Origin of the sequence: Streptomyces sp. NPDC051578 (assembly GCF_044454045.1) — a bacterium.
Lineage (GTDB): Bacteria > Actinomycetota > Actinomycetes > Streptomycetales > Streptomycetaceae > Streptomyces.
This window is the reverse complement of the sequence record NZ_JBITDH010000001.1, coordinates 375,228-399,180: the sequence shown is the minus strand read 5'-3', so window position 1 is coordinate 399,180 and position 23,953 is coordinate 375,228. Positions and strand designations below refer to the sequence as shown.

Below are 23,953 nucleotides of genomic sequence, written 5' to 3'. Positions count from 1 at the left end.
CCGGCGCTCCGCGAACCACGGGCGCCGGCCCCTTTTCCGTCCTGGGGGGACACACCGCATGAGCCATGGGCGTCACGTCACCATGCTCACCGAAGGCACCTACCCGCACGTCCACGGGGGCGTCAGCACCTGGTGCGACCAGCTGGTCCGGGGAATGCCGGAGGTCGACTTCAACGTCATAGCCCTGACCGGCTCCGGACGCGAGCCGGTCACCTGGGAACTGCCCCGCAACGTGTACCGGCACACCGCCGTGCCGCTCTGGGGCCCGCCGCCGCCCCGCACGCTCCGCTCGGCCCTGCGCGGCAAGGCCCGGCGCCGCTTCACCGACACCTACGAAGCGTTCCTGCTGTCGATGCTCGACCCCGCGCGCGGCGGATTCTCCGAAGCCCTGCGCGAACTGGCCCTGCTGGCCCGCTCCGGCCGCCTGGCCCCCGCCCTGCGCTCCGAGTCCGTGCTGCGGCTGCTGATGGACCTGTGGACCCGCCCGGGCATGGGCACCGCCGAGGCCGAGCCCACCATCCACGACGCGCTCACCGCCACCGACCTGCTGGAACACGCGCTGCGCCCGCTCGGCGTGCGCATCCCGCCGGACAGCGTCTCCCACGCCGTCAGCAGCGGCCTGGCCACCCTGCCGGCGCTCGCCGCGAAACACCTCGACCAGGTGCCCTTCCTGCTCACCGAGCACGGCATCTACCTGCGCGAGCGCTACCTCGGCTACCGCACCGCCGAACAGCGCTGGCCGGTCAAGGCCCTGATGCTCGGCTTCTACCGGGAGCTGAACACCGAGGGCTACCGGCAGGCCGACCTGATCACCCCCTGCAACCAGTACAACCGCCGCTGGGAAGAGCGCGGAGGCGCCGCCTCCGACCGCATCCGCACCGTCTACAACGGCGTCGATCCGTACGCCTTCCCCGAGGCCGGCCCCGAACCCGAGGTGCCCACCCTCAGCTGGTGCGGCCGCGTCGACCCGATCAAGGACCTCGAAACCCTCATCCGGGCCTACGCGTTCATGCGCCAGGAGATCCCCGCCCTGCGGCTGCGCCTCTTCGGCCCCGTCCCGGCCGGGTGCGAGGACTACAAGCTCCGCCTGGAGAAGCTCGCCGCCGAGACCGGGGTGTCCGACGGCATCACCTTCGAAGGCCGCATCGAGCAGGTCGCCCGGGCCTACGCGGCCGGCTCGGTCGTCATGCTCTCCTCCATCAGCGAGGGCTTCCCGTTCAGCATCATCGAAGCCATGTCCTGCGGCCGCACCACCGTCTCCACCGACGTCGGCGGAGTGCGCGAGGCCGTCGGCGACACCGGGCTGGTCGTCCCGCCCCGCGAACCCGAGACCATGGCCCGCGCCACCCTCGCCCTGCTCCGCGACGACGCGCGCCGCGCCGAACTGGGCAGGCTCGCGCGCCGACGGGTCGTGGAGAAGTTCACCCTCCACCAGTCCGTGGACGGGTTCCGCCACATCTACCGGGAACTCGCCGGCCAGCCCGTGCTGCCCGTCCACCCGGGCGACGACTGGACCCAGCGCCTGGCCGACCCCTGGTACCGCGAGCTCGCCGCCGAAGGGAACCCGTCGTGAGTGGATCCCTGTGGCTCAAGGTGCCCGGCGGCAACACCCTGCCCGCCATCCCCCGTCCCCGGCGGACGGCCACGGCCGCGGCCGCCGCCGACCCGATGGACGAACTCGTCGAACGCTTCGACGCGTTCATCGCCGCCGCCGTCCATCCCGACGAGATCGCCGCCATCCTCGAATCCGACGGGATGAACGACGAATACATCCGCCTCACCTACGGCCGCCACGACTCCTTCGCGCTCGCGGAGGAGCTCTACGCCCGGGTGCCCCGCTCCTTCCCGGAGCCCCGCAGCACCCCCGACCCGTGGAAGGTCTCCCTCACCGCCTGCCTGCTGCGCGGGGTGATCTTCGCCCTGCCGGGCCTGGCCTACCTGCTCGGCGCCCCCCTGCTGGAAGGGTCGCCCGACCGGCTCGGCCTGCCCGCGGGGACGCTCACCCTGCTCGCCGGCGCCCTGATCGGCTGGGTGTGGGACCAGACCCTGTCCCACCGGGCCTACTCCCGGCTCGGCCTCGGCGACCGGGCCGCCGCCGGGCGGACCCTGCTCGCCGGGGCCCCCGCCGGGGCGCTGCTGGGCACCGCCGCCGCCCTGGCGGTGCCCGGCGGACCGCCGTTCTCCTACGCGTTCGCCGCCGGGCAGGCGCTGTACGTCGGCGCGGCCACCGTCCTGCTGGTCCTCGGCCGGGAGCGGGTGCTGCTCGCCGCGCTCGCCCCGATGGCCGCCGGGGCGGTGCTCGTCCTCTTCGTCGACCTGCCCGTCAGGGTGCGGGTGGCCCTGCTCGTGGTGTCCCTGCTGGCCGCCTGCTCCCTGGCCGTACGGGAACTGCCGCTGGCCGAGGGGGTACGGGCCCTCGTGGGCCGGGTCCGGGAGCGGACGCGGGCCCGGCCGGGCGGCGGCCCCGTGCGGTGGCGGATGCTGCGCGGCGCCGAAGAGGAGTACGCGCCGCGCGAGCCCCGGCTCGCGGACTCCGTGCCGTACGGCGTCTTCGGCCTGGGCACCGGGCTGCTGGTGCTGTACGCCGCCCTGGGGGAGGTGCTCGCCGGGGGTCCCGCCGAGGCGGTCGCCGCGCCCTCGGCGGTGGCCCTCACCCTCAGCATGGGCCCCGCCGAATGGCTGCTGCACCGGTTCCGCAGCGGCAGCCTCGCCGGACTGCGGGCGGCCCGCTCGCCCCGGGCGTTCCGGCGCCGGATGCTGGCCACCCTGGCCCGCTGCCTGGCCCGGTACCTGGCGGTGCTCCTGGCGCTGGGCGTGGGCGGGACCCTGCTGTGGCCCGGCGCGCCCGCCCTGACCGGGGCGCGGGCGGCGACGTTGCTGCTGCTCGGCGCCGTCATGTGGACCGGGTTGCTGCTCCAGTCCTTCGGGGCGGTCCGGCCCGCCGCGGTGGTCTGCGCCTCGGCGGCCTTCGTGCAGAGCCTGGCCGTGCTGACCGGTTACGGGCAGCCGCGGCTGGTGCAGTTGGCGGTGGCGGGCACGGCCGCGGCCGCCCTGGCCATCCTCGTCTGCCTGCTGCTGGGCCGCGCCACGGCCCACCGCTGACGCAGGTGCCCCCGTACGAGACGCACAAGAAGAAGGACCTCATGCTGCTGGTGCCCCTCTACGAGCACCCCGCCGACCGGCCCGAGGCGTGGGAGCTGCTCATCGCCTCGGCCGGCCGGCTGCATTCGGTGGTGCTCAACCCCGACAGCGGGCCGGGCGCGGCCCCCGACGAACGGTTCGCCGCGGTCGCCGGGCGGTTGCGGGCCGCCGGGGTGCCCGTCCTGGGGTACACCGACACCGACTACGGGAGGCGGCCGCACGCGGCCGTCGTCCAGGACCTGCTGCGCCACCGCGACTGGTACGCGACCGACGGCGCCTTCCTCGACCAGGCGAGCGCCGACCCGGAACTGCTGCCGCACTACGGGCGGCTCGCCGTCGCCGCCCGGGCCGCCGGCGCCCGCACCCTCGTCCTGAACCACGGCGTCCACCCGCACCCCGGGTACGCCGCGCTCGCCGACCTGCTCGTCACCTTCGAGGGCCCCTGGGACGCCTACCGCGACGCGGGCGCCGCCCCGGGGTGGACGGCCGACCACCCCGCCCAGCGGTTCTGCCACCTGGTGTACGCCGTCCCGCCGGGCGCACCGGCCGCCGAACTCGCCCTGGAGCGGCGGGCCGCCGTGCACTGCGCGGTACCCGGCACCGGCGCGCACCCGTGGGGAACCCTCCCCTACGCCCTGGAGGCCACCGCATGAGGCGCCGCGCGCTGCCCTGGCTGCTCGTCGGCCCGCTCCTGCTGCTGGCCTCCTGCACGTCGGCGCCCGAGCCGCCGGAACCCGACGACCTGTCGCCCGATCCGGCGCCCGGTCAGCGCTGGCAGCCCGCGCCGCAGGTGAGCTGGCAGTGGCAGCTGACCGGCACGCTCGACCTCTCCGTGAAGGCGGCCGTGTTCGACGTCGACGGCTTCAACACGACGAAGGAGCAGGTCGCCGCCTTGAAGAAGGCCGGCCGCAAGACGATCTGCTACCTCTCCACCGGCGCCTGGGAGGACTTCCGCCCCGACGCCGCCGACTTCCCGAAGGAGCTGCTGGGCAAGGGCAACGGCTGGGAGGGCGAGCGCTGGCTCGACATCCGGCGGTCGGCCGAACTGGAACCGCTGATGGCCAAGCGGTTCGACATGTGCAAGGCCAAGGGCTTCGACGCGATCGAGCCCGACAACATGGACGGGTACGCGAACTCGTCCGGGTTCCCGCTCACCGCCGCCGACCAGCTGTCCTACAACCGGCTGATCGCGAAGCTCGCGCACGACCGGGGGCTGTCGGTCGGGCTCAAGAACGACCTGGACCAGATCCCCGATCTCGTCGGCGACTTCGAGTTCGCCGTCAACGAGCAGTGCGCGCAGTACGACGAGTGCGAGCGGTACCGGCCGTTCGTCGCGGCCGGGAAGGCCGTCTTCCACGTCGAGTACGAGGGCAGGCTCCGCGAGTGGTGCCCCACCTCGCAGCGGGAGAAGCTCAGCTCGCTCCAGAAGAAGACCGACCTGGACGCCTGGCGCCGCTGGTGCCCCCCGAAGGGCGAGCCCTAGTACTGCAACGGTGTTTGCCGTGACGGTTGGGCAGGTCGGTCGTTGGTCGGTTCATGGGTGGGGAACTTGCTGATGCCCGGTCGTGGGCTGGTGAACTGAAGTCTTTGCACGAGCGGTTCGTGCACCGCTTCTCCAGGTCGGAGCCGCGGGAGTCGGCTCTTGCCTATATGCGGGGGCTGGTCGCTCCGCTGGAGCGGAAGAACGGCTGGACGCTCGCGGAAGAGGCCGGGCATACGGGTCCGGACCGGATTCACCGGCTGTTGAACCGGATCGACTGGAACGCCGATGAGGTCCTCGACGATGTGCGGGACTATATCGTCGAGCATCTCGGCGATCCGGACGCGGTGCTGATCGTGGACGACACCGGATTCCTGAAGAAGGGCGTCCGCTCGGCCGGGGTCCAGCGTCAGTACTCCGGCACCGCCGGGCGGACGGAGAACTCCCAGATCGGGGTGTTTCTCGCCTATGCCGGCGACCGTGGCCGCACGTTGATCGACCGCCGTCTGTATCTGCCCACGTCGTGGACGGATGACCGGGAACGGTGCCGGGCGGCCGGCATCGATGACACGGTCGCCTTCGAGACGAAGGTGGTGATGGCCAAGGCCATGGTCCGCCGGGCCATCGCGGACCGGATTCCGTTCCGGTGGGTGACCGCGGACGCCGCCTACGGCTTCTCCAAGGGCTGGCGTTCCGAGCTGGAGCGGGCGGATGTCTTCCATGTCATGGCAACCACCCGCCATGACACCGTCGTCTCCCGCTGGGCCATGGATCATCCCGTTCACGACCTGTTTCCCGGGCTGCCGAGGCAGAAGTGGAAGCGCCGTTCCTGCGGCGACGGTGCCCACGGCCCCAGGGTCTACGACTGGGCGAGGGTCGAGGTCCGTCCCTGGCATCGCGAGGACCGCCGGCACTGGGTGATCGCCCGCCGCAGCGTCCGCCGGCCGGACGAAATCTCCTACTACATCGCCTACTGCCCGGCCGAAACCACCTTGGACGAGCTGATCCGCATCGCGGGAAGCCGTTGGGCGGTCGAGGAATGCTTCCAGAGTGCGAAACAGGAGTGCGGCCTGGACGACTACCAGGTCCGCCGCTACGACGGCTGGCACCGCCACATGACCCTGGCGATGGCGGCACACGCCTGCCTCACCGTCCTGCGGGCCCGCGAACTCGACACCGGGAAAGCAGAAACGGATCCTCCCAGCTCATACCCCTGACCCTCCCCGAACTCCGACGCCTGATCTACCGCCTCGCCCACCGTCACCCGGCACCCGTCGACCACGTCCTGCACTGGTCACACTGGCGCCGACGACGACAGTTCCAAGCCCGCATCAGCCACTTCAAACGACGCGGCCACACACCACCCGAAGCCAACAAACCATCACGAAAGAGACCGTTGCAGTACTAGGGCGACCGGCCGTGGGCGGACGAGGAACGCCCCGCCAGCGTACGGTGCGCAGGCCAGGATGCGCACCGTACGGCCGGTGGCCGGTTCCGCGCGCTCCGGCCGCCGCCTCGGCGCCGGCGGCGGACAGCGTCCGGCGCTGTCGCCTGAGCGCAGGACGTCCTCGGCGGGGAGGCACGGGCCCCCTCGGCGTGGGCGGAGCCGTGGCGGCCGGGCCCGGCATCCGGGCGGCCGCGCCGGGTCGCACCCCGCCGACGAGGCGACGGCGGCGGCGCTCACACCGCCGGGGGTCCCGGGGCCCCGCCCCGCCGAGGTCGTCGGAGACCTGCCCACGACGACGCGGCGGCACGGCCCTCCCGAGCCGGGTCCGCTTTCCGGGGCGGCGTCGCTCAGGCCGGCAGGACCGCGTGGACGCGGTATCCGCCGCCGTAGCGGGGGCCGGCGGAGCAGGATCCGCCCAGGGCGCCGGTCCGCTCGCGCATCCCCAGCAGGCCGTGGCCGCCGCCCGGGTCGGCCGGGCGGGGGGCGGAGTCCGCCGAGGTGCCCCCGTCGTCCAGCACGGTCACCTCCACCGACGCCCCCACCCGCACCACGCTGACCTCGGCCGTCGCGCCCGGGCCCGCGTGCTTGCGCACGTTGGTCAGCGCCTCCTGGATCACCCGGTACGCGGCCAGGTCCACGGCCGCCGGGAGGGGTTCCCCGTCCCGGCCCAGCTCGACCATCACCTTCACCGGCAGCCCGGCGTTGCGGAAGGTGTCCGTCAGCTCCTCCAGCACCCCCAGCCCCGGCGCGGGCTCCGTCGGCGCCTCCGGATCACCGGACTGCCGCAGCAGCCCGACCGTGGCGCGCAGCTCGTTCAGCGCCGAGCGGCTGGCGTCCCGTACGTGCGCCAGCGCCTCCTTCGCCTGGTCGGGGCGCTTGTCCATCACGTGCGCGGCCACCCCCGCCTGCACGTTGACCAGGGCGATGTGGTGGGCCACCACGTCGTGGAGGTCCCGCGCGATCCGCAGCCGCTCCTCGGCGACCCGGCGCCGGGCCTCTTCCTCCCGGGTGCGTTCGGCACGCTCGGCGCGCTCGCGGATCGCGTCGATGAACGCCCGGCGGCTGCGCACCGCGTCCCCGGCGGCCGCGGCCATGCCGGTCCAGGCGAAGACGCCGATGTTCTCCTGCGCGTACCAGGGCAGCGGACCGGCCAGCATGGCCACACCCGTCAGCCCCGCCATGGTGAGCAGGCCGACCTTCCAGGTGGTGGGCCGGTCGGTGCGGGCGGCCAGCGTGTACAGGGCGATCACCGCGCACATCGCGACGGGCGCCCGGGGCTCTCCGCTGGACAGCTCCAGTAGCGACAGGGCGACGGTCGCGGCGAGCACCGCGCGCGGCCGGCGGCGTCGGAACACGAGGGCGGCGGAGCCCAGCAGCATCAGCACCAGCGAGAACGGCTCGGGGGTACGGGTGCCGAAGGTCGGACCGTGCGGCCCGTGCGGGCTGACGAAGGAGCCGACCACCATGGCGACGAGCGCCCCGAGCGCGAGTGCGGCGTCGGTGGCCGGCGGATGCAGCCGCAGCCACTGCCGGACCGCGCGGAAGCGTCCCTGCCGGACGGGGTCTGTCGTCACGGGAAGCTACGGTACGGCCTCCCCCCGCAGTCCTGGTCAGTCGCTGCGCGGGGGCGGCGGGGGCGGCGGGGGCGGCGGCGGCGAGGGCGCGGGCGGGGGCCGGCGGCCCAGCGGCATCCGCGAGCGCTCCGGACCCCACTTCGCGCGGACCACGCACACCGCCATGACGGCGGCGATGGCCGCGAGGTGCTCCTTGCCCGCCAGGTTGTCCTTGATCAGCACCTCGCCGATCATCACGGCGATCACCAGACCGCCCGTCAGGTACGCCCGGTAGCGCCAGCAGACGTAGATGGCCAGGCCCACCACCGCCGCCGACGGCCCGGTGTCGTTGACGACGCGGTCGGACACCGGCAGGCCGAAGGGGTGGTCATGGCCCAGCGAGAGCCCGATCCGGGCGTACGTGGTCCCGGCGAGCGTGGCCACGTAGCCGATGACCAGGGTGCGCCACCAGCCGATGCAGATCTCGGAGATGCCGAAGACCAGCAGGATCTGGGCGAGTGCCCCCCACACCGGCAGGTCGAGTGCCGGCACGAACAGGGAGAGCGGGGTCCGCAGGAGCGCCAGCCACAGCGGGTCGGCTGCCTTGACGGAGCCGAGGTCCTGCACCGGCTGGAAACCCCAGTGGGTGTTCTGGACGATCTGGAACAGCGAGGTCAGGGCGACCGCACCGATCGTCATCGGGATCGCCCGCCACTTCTCGTGGACGAGCGCGTCCCGGATCGTCCGGAACAGGGGCCCCCACTCGCGGCGGGCGAACCGCCGCGGTGAGGGGTTCGACCACGCTGTCAACGACGCGTCTCCAGATGTCTGCGGTGCAGCCACTTCGGCAGGCCGGGTGCCTCCAGGAAGCCCTCGGCCCGGCCCGCCGCGATACCGATCCGCAGCAGGTCGGAACTCTTCTCGAAGAGCATGAACCGCGGCTCCCAGATCGGGCGGTATTTGGCGTTGGCCCGGTAGAGGGACTCGATCTGCCACCAACGGGAGAAGAAGCTCAGCAGCGAGCGCCACATGCGCAGCACCGGACCCGCGCCGAGCTTGGACCCCCGTTCGAAGACGGAACGGAACATCGCGAAGTTCAGTGAGACCTGTGTGACGCCGATCTCCTTCGAGCGCTCCAGGAGTTCGATGACCATGAACTCCATCAGGCCGTTCTCGGATTCCCGGTCGCGGCGCATCAGGTCGAGCGACAGGCCCTTGGGCCCCCACGGCACGAAGGACAGCAGGGCGCGCAGCTCGCCCTGGCCGTCGAAACACTCCAGCATCACGCACTGGCCGTCGTCCGGGTCGCCCAGCCGGCCCAGCGCCATGGAGAAGCCGCGCTCGGTCGCGCCGTCGCGCCAGTCGTCGGCCCGCTTGAGGAGGTTGTCCATCTCGTCGGCCGGGATGTCGGCGTGGCGGCGGATGCGGACGGTGTACCCGGCCCGCTTGACGCGGTTGAAGGCCTGCCGGACGGTCCGCATGGCGCGGCCCTCCAGGGTGAACTCGTCGGTCTCGACGATGGCCTCGTCACCGAGCTCCAGCGCGTCCAGGCCGTGCCGCGCGTAGATCTGCCCGGCCTCCTCGCTGGCGCCCATCACGGCCGGGATCCAGCCGTGCTCGCGGGCCTCGGCCAGCCAGGGTTCGATGGCGCCCGGCCAGGCCTCCGGGTCGCCGATCGGGTCACCGGAGGCCAGCGAGACGCCGCCGACGACGCGGTAGGTGACGGCGGCCTTGCCGGTGGGTGACCAGATGACGGACTTCTCCCGGCGCAGCGCGAAGTAGCCCAGCGAGTCGCGGTCGCCCTGCTTGGCGAGCAGCGCCCGCAGCCGCTCCTCGTCCTCGGGGGTCAGCGGGTCGACGGCGCGGCGCGCGCGGAAGGCCGCGAACAGCACGGCGAGCAGCAGCATCATCGACATGACGTTGATGGAGACGTCCACCCAGCCGGGGGTGGCGATCCCGTCGTAGGCCCGGTCGTTCGGCTCCAGGGTGACCAGCCGCATCACGCCGTACCGCCAGCGGGCCAGGAACGTCGCCTGGGCCCGGTCGGGGTCGGTGTTGGTGGCGCCGACCAGCAGGGCGGCGACGAGCGAGGTCAGCAGCAGGCCGACGGCGCCGACGGCGGTGGCGAGCTTGGGGTTGGACCGGTCGCCCTTGGCGTAGAACTCGTGGCGGCCCAGCACCAGCGCGCCGACGAACGCGGCGGTCAGGACCAGCGACACCCAGTTCTGGGCGTGGTCGCGGAACTCGGGGTAGCAGAAGTTGAACTCCCCGCCCGTGCACGGGGCGAAGGCCGCGGTGGCGAAGGCGAACAGCAGCATCCCGCTGATCACCAGGTTCAGGATCCAGGCGGCCCGCTTGCGGCGCCGCATGGTGACCGCGAGGATCAGCGAGAACAGCCCCGAGGCGAACCCGGCCGTCAGCAGGTACGGGGTGTAGAAGTCGGCGGTGTTGTGCCGGCGCAGGTCCTGCCCGAGCGAAAGCCACACCGCGCTGAGGAAGTTCACGAAGGTGACGGCCCGCAGGTACCAGACCGCGAAGGCGGCCCCGCGCCGCGATCGTCCGGTGCCCCTGCGGCCGGCCGCCTTGTCGGCGGGCTCCCCGCCGGGCTCTTTTCTGCCGTTGGCAACCGTCGTGGTTTCTACGCTGGTCAAGCGGACCTCTCCCATGGAATGCGATGTTATGGGGCGTCACCGTCCACGGGCGGTTCGAGCACCCCGGACTGCTCAGGCCCGTGGCGCCCGTCGACTCAGTCCTTCGTTTCCTCCGCCGCCCTCTCCGGCAGGTCCGCCGCGAGTGCGGCGGCCGCTTGGACGAGGGGGAGGGCGAGCAACGCCCCGGTTCCCCCACCCACTGTGACGCCGTGGTCGAGCACCGGGTTGAGCGCCATCCGGTCCAGGGCCTTGGCCTGGCCCGGCTCTCCGCTGGCCTGGCCGGCCAGCCACCAGTCCGGGGCGCGGAACGCGGCCCGCTGGGCCACCAGCCCGCACGCGGCGGACACGATGCCGTCGAGGATGACCGGCGTACGGCGCACCGCGCACTGGAGCAGGAACCCGGTGATGGCGGCGACGTCCGCACCGCCGACCTTGGCCAGCAGGGCCACCTGGTCCCCGAGGACGGGGCGGGCCCGGCGCAGCGCGTCGCGGATCGCCGCGCACTTGCGCATCCAGGTCAGGTCGTCGACGGGGACCCCGCCGCGGCCCGTGACGACGGAGGCGTCCGTGCCGCACAGGGCCGCGACCAGCGTCGCGGCCACCGTGGTGCCGCCCACGCTGAGGTCGCCGAGCACGACGAGGTCGGTCCCCGCGTCGGCTTCCTCGTCGGCGATGCGCATGCCGAGCCGGAGGGCGGCGTCGGCCTCCTCGGGCGTCAGCGCGTCCTCGACGTCGATCCGGCCGCTGCCGCGCCGGACGCGGTGGCGGGTGACGTCCGCCGGGAGCAGCCCGGGGTCGCAGTCCAGTCCCGCGTCGACGACGCGGACACCGGCGCCGAACCGGCCGGCGAGGACGGCGACCGGGCTGGTCCCGTCGAGCACCGCGCGCACCAGTTCGTGGGCGGAGCCGGCGGCCCGGGCGGAGACCCCGGCGGAGGCGATCCCGTGGTCGGCGGCGAACAGCACGACGCGCGGCCGTTCGATCGCCCGGACCGGTACCCGGCCCTGGGCGGCGGCCAGCCACTCGCCGAGCTCGTCGAGCCGGCCCAGGGCGCCGGGCGGCACGGCCAGCCGTTCGCGGCGGTCCTCGGCATCACGACGGACGCCCCCGTCGGGGCGTTCGATCAGATCGGAGAACTCGTCGAGATTCAGCGTGGTCATCTGCCAGAGCGTACAGGCGGTGACGCCGTCCCCAAGCCCCCGATCCGGCCTCTTCGCCGGCCCGACGGCGGCGCCCGCGGACCGCCCCGCCGGAGTCAGGGCTTCAAGATCAGCGCCTGGCCCGCGACGACCAGCAGCACGTGCTCGCACTCGGCCGCCACCGCGTTGTTCAGCCGGCCCAGCTCGTCGCGGAAGCGCCGCCCCGACGCCGTCGCGGGAACCACGCCCGCACCCACCTCGTTGCTGACGAACACCACCGTCCGACGGGTCGCCCGCACGGCCGCCACCAGCGCGCCGGTCCGCTTGCGGAGCTCGGTCCGGCCGCCCGCCTCCCACACCGAGTCGTCCCAGGCCCCGGCCCGGTCCATCGCGTCCGTCAGCCACAGCGCCAGGCAGTCCACCAGGAGCGCCGGCCCGTCCGCGTCCTCCAGCAGCGGCACCAGCTCGCACGTCTCCACCGTCCGCCAGCTCGCCGGACGCCGCTCCCGGTGCAGCCCCACCCGCTGCGCCCACTCCGCGTCACCGTCCCGGGAACCGCTCGTGGCGACGTAGACCACCTCGGGGAACGGCGCCAGCCGCCGCTCGGCCTCGTACGACTTCCCCGACCGGGCACCACCCAGCACCAGCGTCCGCCGCGGCACCTGAGGCAGCGCGCGGTACTCGCCGGCCACCACCGTCGTGCCGTCCGGGACCGTCCGCGCGCCGACGGCCGCGCACCGGCGCTCCAGCTCCCGGCCCGGCGGGGTCCCGTGGTCCAGGTGCACGGCGATCACATCGGTGGCCGGGCCGACCGCCCCGCCCGCCCGCAGCCGCGCGAGCGCCTCGGGGCGGCCCAGCACATCCGCGAGGACCACGTCGTACGCCCATTGCCCGCCCGCGCCGGGGTCGAGGCCCGCGGGGGCGCCGCCCGGCGGCAGGTACAGCAGCCGGGCGCCATCCGGGCCGGTGACCTCGTACCCCGTGCCCGGCGCGTCCATCGGCACGGCCCGCACGCGGTGCCCGCTGATGACGGCCAGCTCCCGGCCGTCCGGCACCCGCCCGGCGGCGGGCAGCCCGGGCGGCAGCTCGACGGCCGGGCCGTCGTGCGGGTGGGTCAGCAGGACCTGCCGTACGCCCGACAGCGAGTGCCCCGCCCGGGCGCCGGCCAGCACCGCCCCGGGCGTCAGGTCCAGCAGCAGCGCACCGTCCACGAGGACGGCGGTCGCGGCGCGGGCCGCCGGGCCGACGGCCAGGGCGCAGGCGGCGCAGGGACAGCCGGGGCGGGGCAGTCCTTCGGGTGTACCGGTACCGAGGAGAGTGAGTTCCACGGGATGATCCTCCCGCGTCACCGGGACTGCTGCGCGCCCGGCTACTCTGCGGGCAGACTCAAGGCGGAGTACGCGCGCGCGACAGACGGGCGGCGGACGAGCAACGGAGGCGGACATGGCGTGGACGTGGCGGTTCGAGGCGGCCGACGGCGGCGAGACCAACCCGTCGGTGGAGCCTGAGGAGTTCACCACGCAGGGGGACGCGGAGTCCTGGATCGGGGAGTACTGGAAGGACCTGCTGGAGGGCGGCGTCGAGCGGGTCAAGCTCTCCGACGACGGCGGCACCGAGCTGTACACGATGAGCCTGCGCGAGGCGCTGGACGCGTGAGCGCCTGACCGGGCGGGGGGGGGGGGGGGGGGCCCCCCCCCCCCCCCCGGGCGGCCCCCCCCCCCCCCCCCCCGGGGGGCCGGCCCCCCCCCCCCCCGGGGGGGCGGGCCCCCCCCCCCCCCCCCGGGGGGGCCGCGGGCAGCCCCCGGGGGCGGGGGGCGGGGGGGGGGGCGGGGGGCGGCGGGGGGGGGGGGGGGGGGGGGGGCCCCCCCCCCCCCCCCCGCCGGTGCCGTCAGCCCCCGCACCGCACAGGTGCGCCGGCCCCCGCACCGCAGAGGTGCGCCGGCCCCCGCGCCGCACACGTGCGTCAGCCGCGTACTCCGCACAGGTGCAGCAGCGCCGCCACCCCGCGGTAGGGGTCGGTCCGGCCGGCCCGGTCCTCGGCTGCCAGCAGCCGCTCCAGCTCCCCGTCCGGGGGCAGGCTCTCGCCGGCCTCGGTTCCGTCGGTGAAGACGCGGACCCCATACCAGGCGTGGAGCGGCGCGCCGATCCCGGACAGGGTCGCGGTCAGATCGGCGAGCCGGTCGGCCCGTACCTCAAGGCCGAGCCGGTTGGTGTAGTCGACGGTGTCGAAGGCGGCCAGAGCGGCCGTCCAGTTCGCGTCCAGCCCCGGTCGCATGGCGAGGGCGTCGCCGTTGCGCACCAGCAGGGACAGCAGCCCGCCCGGTGCCAGCATCCGGGCCAGCCCGGCGAGCATCGGGTCCGGCTCGGGCACGTACATCAGCACGCCGTGGCAGAGCACCACATCGAAGCTGCCCGGGCCGAAGTGGGCGCCCGTCTCGCGGCCGTCCCCCTCCATCAGCCGGACCCGCTCCTGGATCCCGGCCGGTTCCGCCGCCAGCGCGGCGTGCGCGACCGCGAGCATGTCGGGGTCCTGCTCCAAGCCGGTGACCATGTGCCCGGCGCGGGCCAGGCGCAGCGCCTGGGTGCCCTGGCCCATGCCGACGTCGAGCACGCGCAGCCGCTGCCCGACGGGGAAGCGGTGCACGATCTGCTCGTCGACCTGGCGGCCCACGAGTTCCTGGCGGACGGCGTTGCGCAGTCCGCCCAGTCCCTCCAGCCACAGCCGGGCGCCCCCGGCGAAGCCCTGGTTCCCCTCCCCTGACGCCCCTGAGCGGGGCGTCGCTCGGCTCAGGGCCGTTCCCCGCGCTTGACCTGCGGCTTCGGCAGACGCAGGCGGCGCATCTGGAGGGTGCGCATCAGGCCGTAGGCGACGGCGCCGCGCTTCGGCTCGGCCGGGAAGCGCGTGTTCACGGCCTTGCGCAGACGGATGAACAGGCCGACGGAGTCCAGCAGGATCAGCACGATCACGCCGAGCCACAGCAGCAGCGCGATGTTCTGGATCGAGGGGATCCGTACCATGCTCAGTACCAGGATGATCACCGCGAGCGGCAGGAACATCTCGGCGACCGAGTAGCGGGAGTCGACGTAGTCGCGGACGAACTTGCGGACCGGGCCCTTGTCGCGGGCGGGCAGGTAGCGCTGGTCGCCGTTGGCGAGCGCCTCGCGCTGCTTCGCCATCTCTTCGCGGCGGCGCTCACGGGCGCGCTTGGCATCCTCCTTGCGGTTGCCGGTCGGAGCCGCCACTGCCTTGCGCTGCGACTGGGCCACAGCACGCTTCGGCGTCGGGCGGCCCTTCGGGGCCTGGGGGTCTCGGGGCTGCGAAAGGCCGGCGCTCACCTTGTCGGTGGCGGCGTCCTTGTCTTCCTTGGAGGAACGGCTACCAAACACAAAACCCAAGCCTACGTGGTCGTGCGCCCCCGCCCCACCTCCGCGGGGAACGATCCGGCAACGGCGGGCGTCTTCCCTGTGCAGGGTTCTTGCTGCGGGCGCACCTCCCGCGCGGACGGCCCGGGAGCCCACCGGATCCCGGCCGTTGCGGGGGTTCTCCTGGGATCACCTACTCCTTGCGCCCGATACGGCGCGGGAGGCAGTCGTCCTGGAGGAGGAGCGCATCCGGGCAGGAACAGTGCGGTAATGGAGACAGGGCCCGTACTGTGGGTCCTGATGGCGGCCGTCTCGGGAGACCGGGCACCGCCATGGCTGTGACCTGGAGCGAAGTCCGTCTAGAAGGGGGCGCGCGAAGCCCATGAGCGGTGTCATGAAGCGTATGGGGATGATCTTCCGCGCGAAGGCGAACAAGGCCCTTGACCGGGCCGAGGACCCGCGCGAGACCCTCGACTACTCCTACCAGAAGCAGCTGGAACTGCTGCAGAAGGTGCGCCGGGGCGTTGCCGATGTGGCGACCTCCCGCAAGCGGCTGGAACTGCAGCTGAACCAGCTCCAGGGGCAGTCCGCCAAGCTGGAGGACCAGGGCCGCAAGGCGCTCGCCCTCGGCCGCGAGGACCTGGCCCGCGAGGCCCTGGCTCGCCGCGCCTCCCTCCAGCAGCAGGTCAGCGACCTGGAGGTGCAGCACCAGACCCTCCAGGGCGAGGAGGAGAAGCTGACGCTGGCCGCTCAGCGCCTCCAGGCCAAGGTGGACGCCTTCCGGACGAAGAAGGAGACCATCAAGGCCACCTACACCGCCGCCCAGGCGCAGACCCGGATCGCGGAGTCCTTCTCCGGTATCTCTGAGGAGATGAGCGACGTCGGCCTCGCCATCCAGCGGGCCGAGGACAAGACCGCCCAGCTCCAGGCCAGGGCCGGCGCGATCGACGAGCTGCTGGCCTCCGGCGCCCTGGACGACCAGAGCGGCCTCGGTTCCAAGGACGACATCCAGGCCGAGCTCGACCGCCTCTCCGGCGGCACCGATGTGGAACTGGAGCTCCAGCGGATGAAGGCCGAGCTGGCCGGCGGCCCCTCCGCGCAGCAGCAGGCCATCGAGGGCGGCGCCCCCGGCACCGGCCAGCCGTCGCAGACCCAGCACCGGTTCGACAAGCAGTAGGACGGGGCCCGTCATGATTGTCCGCATCATGGGGGAAGGCCAGGTGAAGCTGGCCGACAGCCACTTCGCCGAGCTCAACAGGCTGGACGACGACCTCCTCGCCGAGATGGAGTCCGGTGACGAGCCGGGCTTCCGCAGGACACTCGGCGAGCTGCTCGACGCGGTCCGGCGGCTCGGCGAGCCGCTGCCGGACGATGCGCTGGAGCCGTCGGAACTCATCCTGCCCGCCCCGGACGCCACGCTGGACGAGGTCCGGGAGATGCTCAGCGACGACGGCCTGATCCCGGGCTGACCGGCGCGCCCGGGTCATCCGGAGGCTGTTCGGGGCAAGGGCCCGTCGCTCAGTGCGGCGGGCCCTTCCGCATGGAGATCCGCTCGGGGTCCGGGGTGCCGCCGATGAAGTTCTCGAACCTGCGGCGCGGCGCGGCCCAGCGCCGGTCGTGGTGGAAGGCGCGCAGCCCGGCCCTGGCACGGGCCCGCGGACGTCTGGCGTAGAACCGCTTCGCGTACGGGGAACCGGGCCGGGCCAGCCGGATCGCGCCGATCAGCGCCACGAAGGGGACCACCGTCCCGAACAGCGCGGTGCGAGGCTTGCCCTTCCACAGCGCGACCAGCGCCAGCAGGAAGTTCACGGCCATGTTCAGGACGACCAGGCCGCGGCTCTCCCGCTCCCCGGGGCTGAGGTCGTTGACCCCGAAGGGCAGGAACCCGCCCAGCACCAGCGCCACCAGCGCGGCCGTCAGGACCACGATCTCCACGCTCTTGCGGCCCTGCTCGCTCCAGTAGACGTCGTCGAGGTGCAGGATCAGCGCGAACTCGTCCAGTACCAGCCCCGCGCCGAGCCCGAAGATCACCGCCGACACCAGCGCGCCGAAGCCGCCCCGGCCGCTGGCGATCGAGCCGAACCCGCCGATGATCACGAGCACCACCCCGGGCACGACGTGGTGGATGTGCAGGCCGCCCGGGGACACGTTGCGGAACGGGCCCCTGCCTGCCCGGATCAGCCGGGTGATCACTCGGGTGACCAGGAAGGACAGCACGAACGACAGCAGGGCGACCAGCAGGGGCAGCTTCCCCGGTTCGATGATGTTCCGATACCACCAGTGACCCATACCGCCGACTCCTTCCCGTGTCAGCTCCCGGTTTAGCAGGTATGGGGCAATTTACCGGCCGCCCCGAGCGGGTAGCGTTCGCGCCGATGACAGATTCGTACGAAGATCCGCCGACCGTCCCGCCCGGGGAGCGCGCCCCGCTCGCCGACGGGCTCCGCTTCGCCTTCGGCACGCTCAGCGTGCTGCCCGCCCGCATCACGCGCTGGGACCGGCCGGCCGCCCGCACCGGGATGGCGTGCGCCCCGCTCGTCGGCCTCGTCGTCGGAGCGCTCGCGGCGGCGGCCGGAACGGCCCTGCTCCTGCTGGGCGGCAGCCCGCTGCTGGCCGCCGCCGTCACCGTGGCCGTCCCGGCCGCGCTGACCCGCGGCCTCCACCTCGACGGGCTGGCCGACACCGCCGACGGGCTGGGCAGCGCGAAGCCGGCCGAGGAGGCGCTGCGGATCATGAAGCAGTCCGACATCGGTCCCTTCGGCGTGATCACCCTGCTCTTCGTGCTGCTGATCCAGGTGGCCGCCCTGGCCGGCGCCTACGCCGACGGCTGGGCGCGGGGCGCCCTCGCCGCGGTGACCGCCGCCGTCGCCGCCCGGCTCGCGATGACCCTGGCCTCGCGCGAGGGCGTCCCCGCGGCCCGGCCCGGGGGACTGGGGGCGGCGGTCGCGGGGGTGGTCCCGCGCGGCCCGGCCGTCGCCGTCGCCGTCCTCACCGTGGCGGCGGCCGTCGCCGCCGCCCTCCCGCTGGGCCTGCCCGCCGCCGCCCGGCAGGCCGCGGCGGTACTCCTCGCACTCGGCGCGGCGGGGCTCCTGCAGCGCCGCTGCGTGCGCCGCTTCGACGGGGTCACCGGCGACGTGTTCGGAGCCCTGTCCGAGGTCGCGGCCACCACCGTGCTGCTGACCCTCGCCCTCGGCTGAACGGGCGGCCCCCGTACGCTCTGCGCGTGGAAGAGACCCCGACGCCCATCAGGGTGCTGCTCGCCGACGACCAGGCGCTGCTGCGCAGCGCGTTCAAGGTGCTCGTCGACTCCGAGCCCGACATGCACGTCGTGGGCGAGGCCTCCGACGGCGCCCAGGCCTACGCCCGGGCCCGCGAATCCCGCGCCGACGTCGTCCTCATGGACATCCGCATGCCCGGCACCGACGGCCTCGCCGGCACCCGCATGATCACCGCCGACCCGGAACTGGCGGCGGTGCGCGTCGTCATGCTGACCACCTTCGAGGTCGACGAGTACGTCGTCCAGGCGCTGCGGGCCGGTGCCTCGGGCTTCCTCGGCAAGGGCGCCGAGCCCGAGGAGCTGCTCAACGCCATCCGCGTCGCCGCCGCCGGCGAGGCGCTGCTCTCCCCGGCCGCCACCAAAGGGCTGATCGCCACCTTCCTCGCCCAGGGCGCCCACGCCGACCCTCCCGCCCCCGGTTCCGCGCACGCCGAACGGCTCGCCGCGCTCACCGGCCGGGAGCGCGAGGTCCTCGTACTCGTCGCGGCGGGCCTGTCCAACGACGGCATCGCCGGCCGCCTGGAGGTCAGCCCGCTCACCGTGAAGACGCACGTCAACCGGGCCATGGCCAAGCTCGGCGCCCGCGACCGGGCCCAACTGGTCGTCATCGCCTACGAATCCGGCCTGGTCCGGCCCCGCGCGGACTGAGCGGGCCGCGGGGGCCCGCGCGGCGGGGACGAGCAGCGCAGTAGGGCGGCGTACTGCGGGCGCGGTACGCGGGACGCGAGGACGGCACCTGGGAGCGACGCGGCGCCGCCGCCCCGTGGGTGAGGCTGAGGGGTCGCCCGTGTCTGAACCTGCAGAGAGATCCCGAACCATGTCGTGGCTGTCCCGCTTCAGCCTGGCCCAGAGAGCGCTGATCGGCCTCGTGTCGATCGTCGCGCTCTTCTTCGGCGCCATAGCCATCCCACAGCTCAAGCAGCAACTGCTGCCCTCCATCGAACTGCCGATGGTGTCCGTGCTCGCGCCGTACGAGGGTGCCTCGCCCGACGTGGTGGAGAAGCAGGTCATCGAGCCGATCGAGGCCACCCTCAAGGGCGTCGACGGCATCACCGGCATCACCTCGACCGCCAGCGAGGGCAACGCCCTGATCATGGCGCAGTTCGACTACGGCGACAGCGGCACGAAGCAGCTCGTCGCCGACGTCCAGCAGGCCGTGGGCCGTGCCCGGGTCCGGCTGCCCGCCGACGTCGACCCGCAGGTGGTGGCCGGCTCCACCGACGACATGCCGACCGTGGTCCTGGCCGCCACCTCCGGCAAGGACCAGCAGGCCCTCGCCGACCAGCTCGAAAGCTCCGTCGTACCCGTCCTCTCGGACATCGCGGGCGTCGGCCGGGTCACCGTCGACGGAGTCCAGAAGCTCCAGGTCTCCGTCACCCCCGACCCGGCGAGGCTGGCGGCCGCCGGACTCGACGGCGCCTCCCTCGCCCGGGGCCTCCAGGCGGGCGGCGCGAGCGTCCCCGCCGGCTCCTTCGACGAGCAAGGCAAGAGCCGCACCGTCCGGGTCGGCGCCGGCTACACCTCCCTCGCCCAGCTGGAGGACCTGCGCCTGGGCACCGGGCCCGGCAAGCCGGCCGTGCGCCTCGGTGACGTCGCCACGGTGAAGCAGGAGCCGGCCAAGGCCGTCTCCCTGACCCGTACCAACGGCAAGCCCAGCCTCGCCGTCACCGTGACCATGGACAAGGACGGCAGCGCCGTCGCGATCTCCGACGCGGTCAAGGACAAGCTGCCCGAGCTGCGCTCCACCCTCGGCTCCGGCGCCGACCTGGCCGTGATCATGGATCAGGGCCCGGCCGTCGCCAAGTCCATCTCGGGTCTGACCACCGAGGGCGCGCTCGGCCTGGTCTTCGCGGTCCTCGTGATCCTCGTCTTCCTCGCCTCGCTGCGCTCGACGCTGGTGACCGCGGTCTCCATCCCGCTGTCGGTCGTGCTCGCGCTGATCGTGCTGTGGACCCGGGACCTGTCGCTCAACATGCTGACGCTCGGCGCGCTCACCATCGCCATCGGCCGGGTCGTCGACGACTCGATCGTGGTCCTGGAGAACATCAAGCGCCACCTCGGCTACGGCGAGGAGCGCGAGGAAGCCATCGTCACCGCGGTCAAGGAAGTGGCCGGGGCGGTCACCTCCTCCACCCTCACCACCGTCGCCGTCTTCCTGCCGATCGGTCTGGTCGGCGGCATGATCGGGCAGCTGTTCAGCTCCTTCTCGCTGACCGTCACCGCCGCCCTGCTGGCGTCGCTGCTCGTCTCCCTGACCGTCGTGCCCGTGCTGTCGTACTGGTTCCTGCGCGCCCCCAAGGGCGTGGCCGAAGAGGCCGCCAAGAACGCGGAGAAGGCCCGGCGCGACGCGGAGGAGAAGGAGGCGCGCAGCCGGCTCCAGCGGTTCTACGTCCGCGTCCTCGGCTTCGCCACCCGCCGCAGGCTGACCAGCGTCGCCATCGCGGTGGTGGTCCTCGTCGCCACCTTCGCCATGACCCCGCTGCTCAAGACGAACTTCTTCGACCAGGGGCGGCAGGACACCCTGACGGTCAAGCAGACCCTGGAGCCGGGCACCTCGCTGGCCGCCTCCGACGAGGCGAGCCGCAAGGTCGAGAAGGTCCTGGCCTCGGTCGCCGGCGTCAAGGACTACCAGGTCACCGTCGGCTCCTCCGGCTTCATGGCGGCGTTCGGCGGCGGCACCGGCACCAACCAGGCCTCCTACCAGGTCACCTTGGAGAACGCCGACGACGCCGACTCCGTCAAGGAGCACATCGAGAGCGGGCTGGCCAAGCTCGACGGCGTCGGCGAGACCCGGATCCTCGCGGGCGGCGGCTTCGGCAGCTCCAACCTGAGCGTGGTCGTCAAGGCCGGTGACGCCGAGGTGCTCGCCAAGGCCGCCGGGCAGGTCCAGGCCGAGATGGCCAAGCTCAAGGACGTCACCGACGTCCAGAGCGACCTGTCCCAGTCCGTACCCCGCATCTCGGTCACCGCCACCCCCAAGACCGCCGAAGCGGGCCTGGACCAGGCCGCCCTCGGCGCGCTCGTCGCCCAGGCCGTACACGGCACCCCGGCCGGCAAGGCCGTACTGGACGACACCGAGCGGGACATCGTCATCAAGTCCGCCCACCCGGCCACCACCCTGGCCGAACTCCAGGCGCTCCCCGTCGGGCCGACGGCCAGGCTCGGCGACGTCGCCGACGTCAAGATGGTCCCCGGACCCGTCGCGATGACCCGGATCGACGGCGCCCGCGCCGCCACCGTCACCGCCCGCCCGGTCGGCGAGAACACCGGCGCCGTCAGCAGCGCGCTCCAGAGCAGCATCAAGGCGCTGGACCTGCCCGCCGGCGCCACCGCCTCCATCGGCGGTGTCTCCCAGGACCAGAGCGAGGCCTTCGGCTCCCTGGGCCTGGCGATGCTCGCGGCCATCGCGATCGTCTTCATGCTGCTGGTGGCGACCTTCCGCTCGCTGGTGCAGCCGCTGATCCTGCTGGTCTCCGTCCCGTTCGCGGCGACCGGCGCGCTCGGACTGCTGATCGTCACCGGCACCCCCATGGGCGTCCCGGCGATGATCGGCATGCTGATGCTCATCGGCATCGTCGTGACCAACGCGATCGTCCTGATCGACCTCGTCAACCAGTACCGGCGCCAGGGCCTGGGCGTCGTCGAGGCAGTCGTCGAGGGCGGACGGCACCGCCTGCGGCCCATCCTGATGACCGCACTCGCGACGATCTTCGCGCTGCTGCCGATGGCCCTCGGCGTCACCGGCGAAGGCGGCTTCATCTCCCAGCCGCTCGCCGTGGTCGTCATCGGCGGCCTGGTCAGCTCCACCCTGCTGACCCTGCTCCTGGTGCCGACCCTCTACACGATGGTCGAGCTCTTCAAGGAGCGCCGCCGCGCCAAGCGGCGGGCCCGCCTGACGGTGGTCCCGGCCCGGAGCGAGGAGGAGACCCCGGCGCGGGTGTGACCGCGGCGGCCCGTGCACACGCCGAAGGGGCGCCTCCCGTGCGGGAGGCGCCCCTTCGGGCACGCGGTGGGGGAGCGGGCTTACGGCAGCGCCAGCATCCGCTCCAGGGCGAGCTTCGCGAAGCTCTCGGTCTCCTTGTCGACCTTGATCCGGTTGACGAGGTTGCCCTCGGCCAGGGACTCCAGGGCCCACACCAGGTGGGGGAGGTCGATGCGGTTCATGGTCGAGCAGAAGCAGACCGTCTTGTCGAGGAAGACGACTTCCTTGTCCTCGGCGGCGAATCGATTCGCCAGGCGCTGGACCAGGTTCAGCTCCGTGCCGATGGCCCACTTGGAGCCGGCCGGAGCCGCCTCCAGCGTCTTGATGATGTACTCCGTCGAGCCCACGTAGTCGGCGGCCGCCACGACCTCGTGCTTGCACTCGGGGTGCACGAGCACGTTCACGCCGGGGATGCGGGCGCGGACGTCGTTGACGGAGTCGACCGAGAACCGACCGTGGACCGAGCAGTGCCCGCGCCACAGGATCATCTTGGCGTCCCGCAGCTGCTCGGCGGTGAGGCCGCCGTTCGGCTTGTGCGGGTTGTAGAGCACGCAGTCGTCCAGGGACATGCCCATGTCGCGCACGGCGGTGTTGCGGCCCAGGTGCTGGTCCGGCAGGAACAGCACCTTCTCCCCCTGCTCGAAGGCCCACTCCAGGGCCTTCTTGGCGTTCGAGGAGGTGCAGATCGTGCCGCCGTGCTTGCCGGTGAAGGCCTTGATGTCGGCGGAGGAGTTCATGTACGAGACCGGCACCGTGCTCCCGGCGATCCCGGCCTCGGTCAGCACGTCCCAGCACTCCGCGACCTGCTCGGCGGTGGCCATGTCGGCCATCGAGCAGCCCGCCGCGAGGTCGGGCAGGACGACCTTCTGGTCGTCGGTGGTGAGGATGTCGGCGGACTCGGCCATGAAGTGGACGCCGCAGAAGACGATGTACTCGGCCTCCGGCCTGGCGGCCGCGTCCTTGGCCAGCTTGAAGGAGTCACCGGTCACATCGGCGAACTCGATGACCTCGTCGCGCTGGTAGTGGTGGCCGAGGATGAAGACCTTGTCCCCGAGCTTCTCCTTGGCCGCGCGGGCGCGCGCCACCAGGTCCGGGTCCGACGGCGAGGGCAGGTCGCCCGGACACTCGACGCCGCGCTCGCTCTTGGGGTCGGCTTCGCGGCCGAGCAGCAGCAGGGCGAGCGGCGTCGGCTGGACGTCCAGGGGCTGGACGTCCATAGGCTGGGCGGTGGTCACGACACGCACCCTTTCTCTTCTGCGACAAGGGACTTCGGAAGACGTTCGGAGCGACTTCTCGTCTATTTGACGCTATCTATCATAGCCGCTTCACGTCAGTTTGACGATGCCGATTGTGTCGATGTGACGAATTCGCCCGCTCCGTGACTCCGCGTCCGTCAGGTCCGCACCCCGGCCCCGGGGTGTGCGAGCATGAAGAACTGGAACAAGGTGCGGGACCCCGGAATGAATCCGCGGTCACGCTGGTTGCCACCGACGGCAAGAGTCCGACGTTTCCCCTGCCTCCGCCGGGGAGCCGCCCACTTCGGGAGTGAATGCAGATGTCCGTACAGGACGAAAAGACCACCGTGAGCGACGGCATCCTCCTGTCCGACGCCGCCGCCGAGAAGGTCAGGACCCTGCTGGAGCAGGAGGGCCGCGATGACCTGGCGCTCCGCGTCGCCGTCCAGCCCGGTGGCTGCTCCGGCCTGCGCTACCAGCTCTTCTTCGACGAGCGCTCCCTCGACGGCGACGTCGTCAAGGACTTCGACGGGGTCAAGGTCGTCACCGACCGCATGAGCTCCCCGTACCTGCACGGTGCGTCCATCGACTTCGTCGACACCATCGAGAAGCAGGGCTTCACGATCGACAACCCGAACGCCACCGGCTCCTGCGCCTGCGGCGACTCGTTCAGCTAAGCGGTCCT

The 23,953-nt window shown here is 73.0% G+C and carries 21 protein-coding genes; 12 read left to right on the top strand and 9 right to left on the bottom strand.

The genetic code is table 11. The features are described from left to right. Nucleotides 1–58: 58 nt before the first annotated feature. From pelF to ACIA6C_RS01805, 5 genes are read left to right on the top strand one after another with little or no spacing between them, the layout of a single operon-like run. Nucleotides 59–1,573 carry a GT4 family glycosyltransferase PelF gene (pelF, locus tag ACIA6C_RS01825; RefSeq protein ID WP_399272194.1) on the top strand — a complete coding sequence of 505 codons (1,515 nt, stop codon included), beginning with the start codon at nucleotides 59–61 and terminating at the stop codon, nucleotides 1,571–1,573. Then, the gene (locus ACIA6C_RS01820; protein WP_399272192.1) at nucleotides 1,570–3,102 is read left to right on the top strand and encodes a hypothetical protein; all 1,533 of its coding nucleotides are present in this window, start codon (nucleotides 1,570–1,572) and stop codon (nucleotides 3,100–3,102) included. Before pelF ends, ACIA6C_RS01820 begins: the two co-directional genes overlap by 4 nt. A gap of 41 nt (nucleotides 3,103–3,143) precedes the next feature. Continuing rightward, nucleotides 3,144–3,794 (top strand): spherulation-specific family 4 protein, encoded by a 651-nt coding sequence (locus ACIA6C_RS01815; RefSeq protein WP_366081603.1) that lies wholly within the window; start codon nucleotides 3,144–3,146, stop codon nucleotides 3,792–3,794. Then, a complete protein-coding gene (locus ACIA6C_RS01810) occupies nucleotides 3,791–4,624 on the top strand; it encodes an endo alpha-1,4 polygalactosaminidase (protein ID WP_366081595.1) in 834 nt (277 codons plus the stop codon). Before ACIA6C_RS01815 ends, ACIA6C_RS01810 begins: the two co-directional genes overlap by 4 nt. A gap of 53 nt (nucleotides 4,625–4,677) precedes the next feature. Next, nucleotides 4,678–5,838 (top strand): IS701 family transposase, encoded by a 1,161-nt coding sequence (locus tag ACIA6C_RS01805; protein ID WP_399272189.1) that lies wholly within the window; start codon nucleotides 4,678–4,680, stop codon nucleotides 5,836–5,838. Between the two features lie 577 nt (nucleotides 5,839–6,415). On the opposite strand, the gene ACIA6C_RS01800 is transcribed toward ACIA6C_RS01805, so the two are convergent. The 5 genes from ACIA6C_RS01800 to ACIA6C_RS01780 all read right to left on the bottom strand — a co-directional run bounded on the left by ACIA6C_RS01800 (nucleotide 6,416) and on the right by ACIA6C_RS01780 (nucleotide 12,739). Continuing rightward, a complete protein-coding gene (locus ACIA6C_RS01800) occupies nucleotides 6,416–7,642 on the bottom strand; it encodes a histidine kinase (RefSeq protein WP_361135584.1) in 1,227 nt (408 codons plus the stop codon). A 36-nt stretch (nucleotides 7,643–7,678) separates the two neighbouring features. Next, nucleotides 7,679–8,431, bottom strand: coding sequence for a hypothetical protein (locus ACIA6C_RS01795; RefSeq protein WP_399272187.1), 753 nt, complete (start codon nucleotides 8,429–8,431; stop codon nucleotides 7,679–7,681). Next, nucleotides 8,428–10,287 (bottom strand): phosphatidylglycerol lysyltransferase domain-containing protein, encoded by a 1,860-nt coding sequence (locus tag ACIA6C_RS01790; RefSeq protein ID WP_399272185.1) that lies wholly within the window; start codon nucleotides 10,285–10,287, stop codon nucleotides 8,428–8,430. The genes ACIA6C_RS01795 and ACIA6C_RS01790 overlap by 4 nt, the downstream gene beginning before the upstream one ends. A gap of 80 nt (nucleotides 10,288–10,367) precedes the next feature. Further along, nucleotides 10,368–11,432 (bottom strand): nicotinate-nucleotide--dimethylbenzimidazole phosphoribosyltransferase, encoded by a 1,065-nt coding sequence (cobT, locus tag ACIA6C_RS01785; RefSeq protein ID WP_399272183.1) that lies wholly within the window; start codon nucleotides 11,430–11,432, stop codon nucleotides 10,368–10,370. Between the two features lie 95 nt (nucleotides 11,433–11,527). Next, nucleotides 11,528–12,739, bottom strand: coding sequence for a bifunctional adenosylcobinamide kinase/adenosylcobinamide-phosphate guanylyltransferase (locus ACIA6C_RS01780; protein WP_399272181.1), 1,212 nt, complete (start codon nucleotides 12,737–12,739; stop codon nucleotides 11,528–11,530). A gap of 115 nt (nucleotides 12,740–12,854) precedes the next feature. Between ACIA6C_RS01780 and ACIA6C_RS01775 the strand changes: the two genes are divergently transcribed. Continuing rightward, nucleotides 12,855–13,067, top strand: coding sequence for a hypothetical protein (locus tag ACIA6C_RS01775; protein WP_190182197.1), 213 nt, complete (start codon nucleotides 12,855–12,857; stop codon nucleotides 13,065–13,067). A gap of 307 nt (nucleotides 13,068–13,374) precedes the next feature. Here ACIA6C_RS01775 and ACIA6C_RS01770 read toward each other — a convergent pair whose 3' ends face one another. Then, nucleotides 13,375–14,082, bottom strand: a complete 708-nt coding sequence (locus ACIA6C_RS01770) for a class I SAM-dependent methyltransferase (protein ID WP_399272179.1) — start codon at nucleotides 14,080–14,082, stop codon at nucleotides 13,375–13,377. A gap of 116 nt (nucleotides 14,083–14,198) precedes the next feature. Then, on the bottom strand, nucleotides 14,199–14,807 hold the full coding sequence (locus tag ACIA6C_RS01765; RefSeq protein ID WP_366081601.1) for a DUF3043 domain-containing protein: 609 nt from the start codon (nucleotides 14,805–14,807) through the stop codon (nucleotides 14,199–14,201). Nucleotides 14,808–15,156: 349 nt separating this feature from the next. Between ACIA6C_RS01765 and ACIA6C_RS01760 the strand changes: the two genes are divergently transcribed. Both ACIA6C_RS01760 and ACIA6C_RS01755 read left to right on the top strand, forming a co-directional pair. Continuing rightward, nucleotides 15,157–15,951 (top strand): PspA/IM30 family protein, encoded by a 795-nt coding sequence (locus ACIA6C_RS01760; RefSeq protein ID WP_190182195.1) that lies wholly within the window; start codon nucleotides 15,157–15,159, stop codon nucleotides 15,949–15,951. A 13-nt stretch (nucleotides 15,952–15,964) separates the two neighbouring features. Further along, a complete protein-coding gene (locus ACIA6C_RS01755) occupies nucleotides 15,965–16,243 on the top strand; it encodes a hypothetical protein (RefSeq protein ID WP_366081602.1) in 279 nt (92 codons plus the stop codon). Between the two features lie 49 nt (nucleotides 16,244–16,292). Here the strand turns inward: ACIA6C_RS01755 and ACIA6C_RS01750 are convergent, their stop codons facing one another. Next, the gene (locus tag ACIA6C_RS01750) at nucleotides 16,293–17,063 is read right to left on the bottom strand and encodes a hypothetical protein (protein ID WP_361135604.1); all 771 of its coding nucleotides are present in this window, start codon (nucleotides 17,061–17,063) and stop codon (nucleotides 16,293–16,295) included. Nucleotides 17,064–17,149: 86 nt separating this feature from the next. Here ACIA6C_RS01750 and ACIA6C_RS01745 point away from each other — a divergent pair, with 86 nt between their 5' ends. From ACIA6C_RS01745 to ACIA6C_RS01735, 3 genes are all read left to right on the top strand, one after another. Further along, on the top strand, nucleotides 17,150–17,971 hold the full coding sequence (locus ACIA6C_RS01745) for an adenosylcobinamide-GDP ribazoletransferase (RefSeq protein ID WP_399272176.1): 822 nt from the start codon (nucleotides 17,150–17,152) through the stop codon (nucleotides 17,969–17,971). 26 nt (nucleotides 17,972–17,997) lie between these two features. Beyond that, nucleotides 17,998–18,699, top strand: coding sequence for a response regulator transcription factor (locus tag ACIA6C_RS01740; RefSeq protein ID WP_366083438.1), 702 nt, complete (start codon nucleotides 17,998–18,000; stop codon nucleotides 18,697–18,699). A 169-nt stretch (nucleotides 18,700–18,868) separates the two neighbouring features. Further along, entirely contained in the window at nucleotides 18,869–21,994 is a 3,126-nt protein-coding gene (locus ACIA6C_RS01735; RefSeq protein ID WP_399272174.1) for an efflux RND transporter permease subunit, read from the top strand. Nucleotides 21,995–22,074: 80 nt separating this feature from the next. On the opposite strand, the gene nadA is transcribed toward ACIA6C_RS01735, so the two are convergent. Further along, nucleotides 22,075–23,277 carry a quinolinate synthase NadA gene (gene nadA / locus ACIA6C_RS01730; protein ID WP_399272172.1) on the bottom strand — a complete coding sequence of 401 codons (1,203 nt, stop codon included), beginning with the start codon at nucleotides 23,275–23,277 and terminating at the stop codon, nucleotides 22,075–22,077. A 311-nt stretch (nucleotides 23,278–23,588) separates the two neighbouring features. Here nadA and erpA point away from each other — a divergent pair, with 311 nt between their 5' ends. Continuing rightward, nucleotides 23,589–23,945, top strand: coding sequence for an iron-sulfur cluster insertion protein ErpA (erpA, locus tag ACIA6C_RS01725; protein ID WP_136217385.1), 357 nt, complete (start codon nucleotides 23,589–23,591; stop codon nucleotides 23,943–23,945). Nucleotides 23,946–23,953: the final 8 nt, after the last annotated feature.

Bases quoted from the DNA above. Each gene is read 5' to 3' on its own strand.
- cobT (WP_399272183.1), bottom strand. From the start codon at position 11,432: ATGACCACGCTGAATCTCGACGAGTTCTCCGATCTGATCGAACGCCCC.
- ACIA6C_RS01810 (WP_366081595.1), top strand. From the start codon at position 3,791: ATGAGGCGCCGCGCGCTGCCCTGGCTGCTCGTCGGCCCGCTCCTGCTG.
- ACIA6C_RS01815 (WP_366081603.1), top strand. From the start codon at position 3,144: ATGCTGCTGGTGCCCCTCTACGAGCACCCCGCCGACCGGCCCGAGGCG.
- pelF (WP_399272194.1), top strand. From the start codon at position 59: ATGAGCCATGGGCGTCACGTCACCATGCTCACCGAAGGCACCTACCCG.
- ACIA6C_RS01805 (WP_399272189.1), top strand. From the start codon at position 4,678: ATGGGTGGGGAACTTGCTGATGCCCGGTCGTGGGCTGGTGAACTGAAG.
- ACIA6C_RS01750 (WP_361135604.1), bottom strand. From the start codon at position 17,063: ATGGGTCACTGGTGGTATCGGAACATCATCGAACCGGGGAAGCTGCCC.
- ACIA6C_RS01790 (WP_399272185.1), bottom strand. From the start codon at position 10,287: ATGGGAGAGGTCCGCTTGACCAGCGTAGAAACCACGACGGTTGCCAAC.
- ACIA6C_RS01735 (WP_399272174.1), top strand. From the start codon at position 18,869: ATGTCGTGGCTGTCCCGCTTCAGCCTGGCCCAGAGAGCGCTGATCGGC.
- ACIA6C_RS01775 (WP_190182197.1), top strand. From the start codon at position 12,855: ATGGCGTGGACGTGGCGGTTCGAGGCGGCCGACGGCGGCGAGACCAAC.
- ACIA6C_RS01760 (WP_190182195.1), top strand. From the start codon at position 15,157: ATGAGCGGTGTCATGAAGCGTATGGGGATGATCTTCCGCGCGAAGGCG.
- erpA (WP_136217385.1), top strand. From the start codon at position 23,589: ATGTCCGTACAGGACGAAAAGACCACCGTGAGCGACGGCATCCTCCTG.
- ACIA6C_RS01755 (WP_366081602.1), top strand. From the start codon at position 15,965: ATGATTGTCCGCATCATGGGGGAAGGCCAGGTGAAGCTGGCCGACAGC.
- ACIA6C_RS01745 (WP_399272176.1), top strand. From the start codon at position 17,150: ATGACAGATTCGTACGAAGATCCGCCGACCGTCCCGCCCGGGGAGCGC.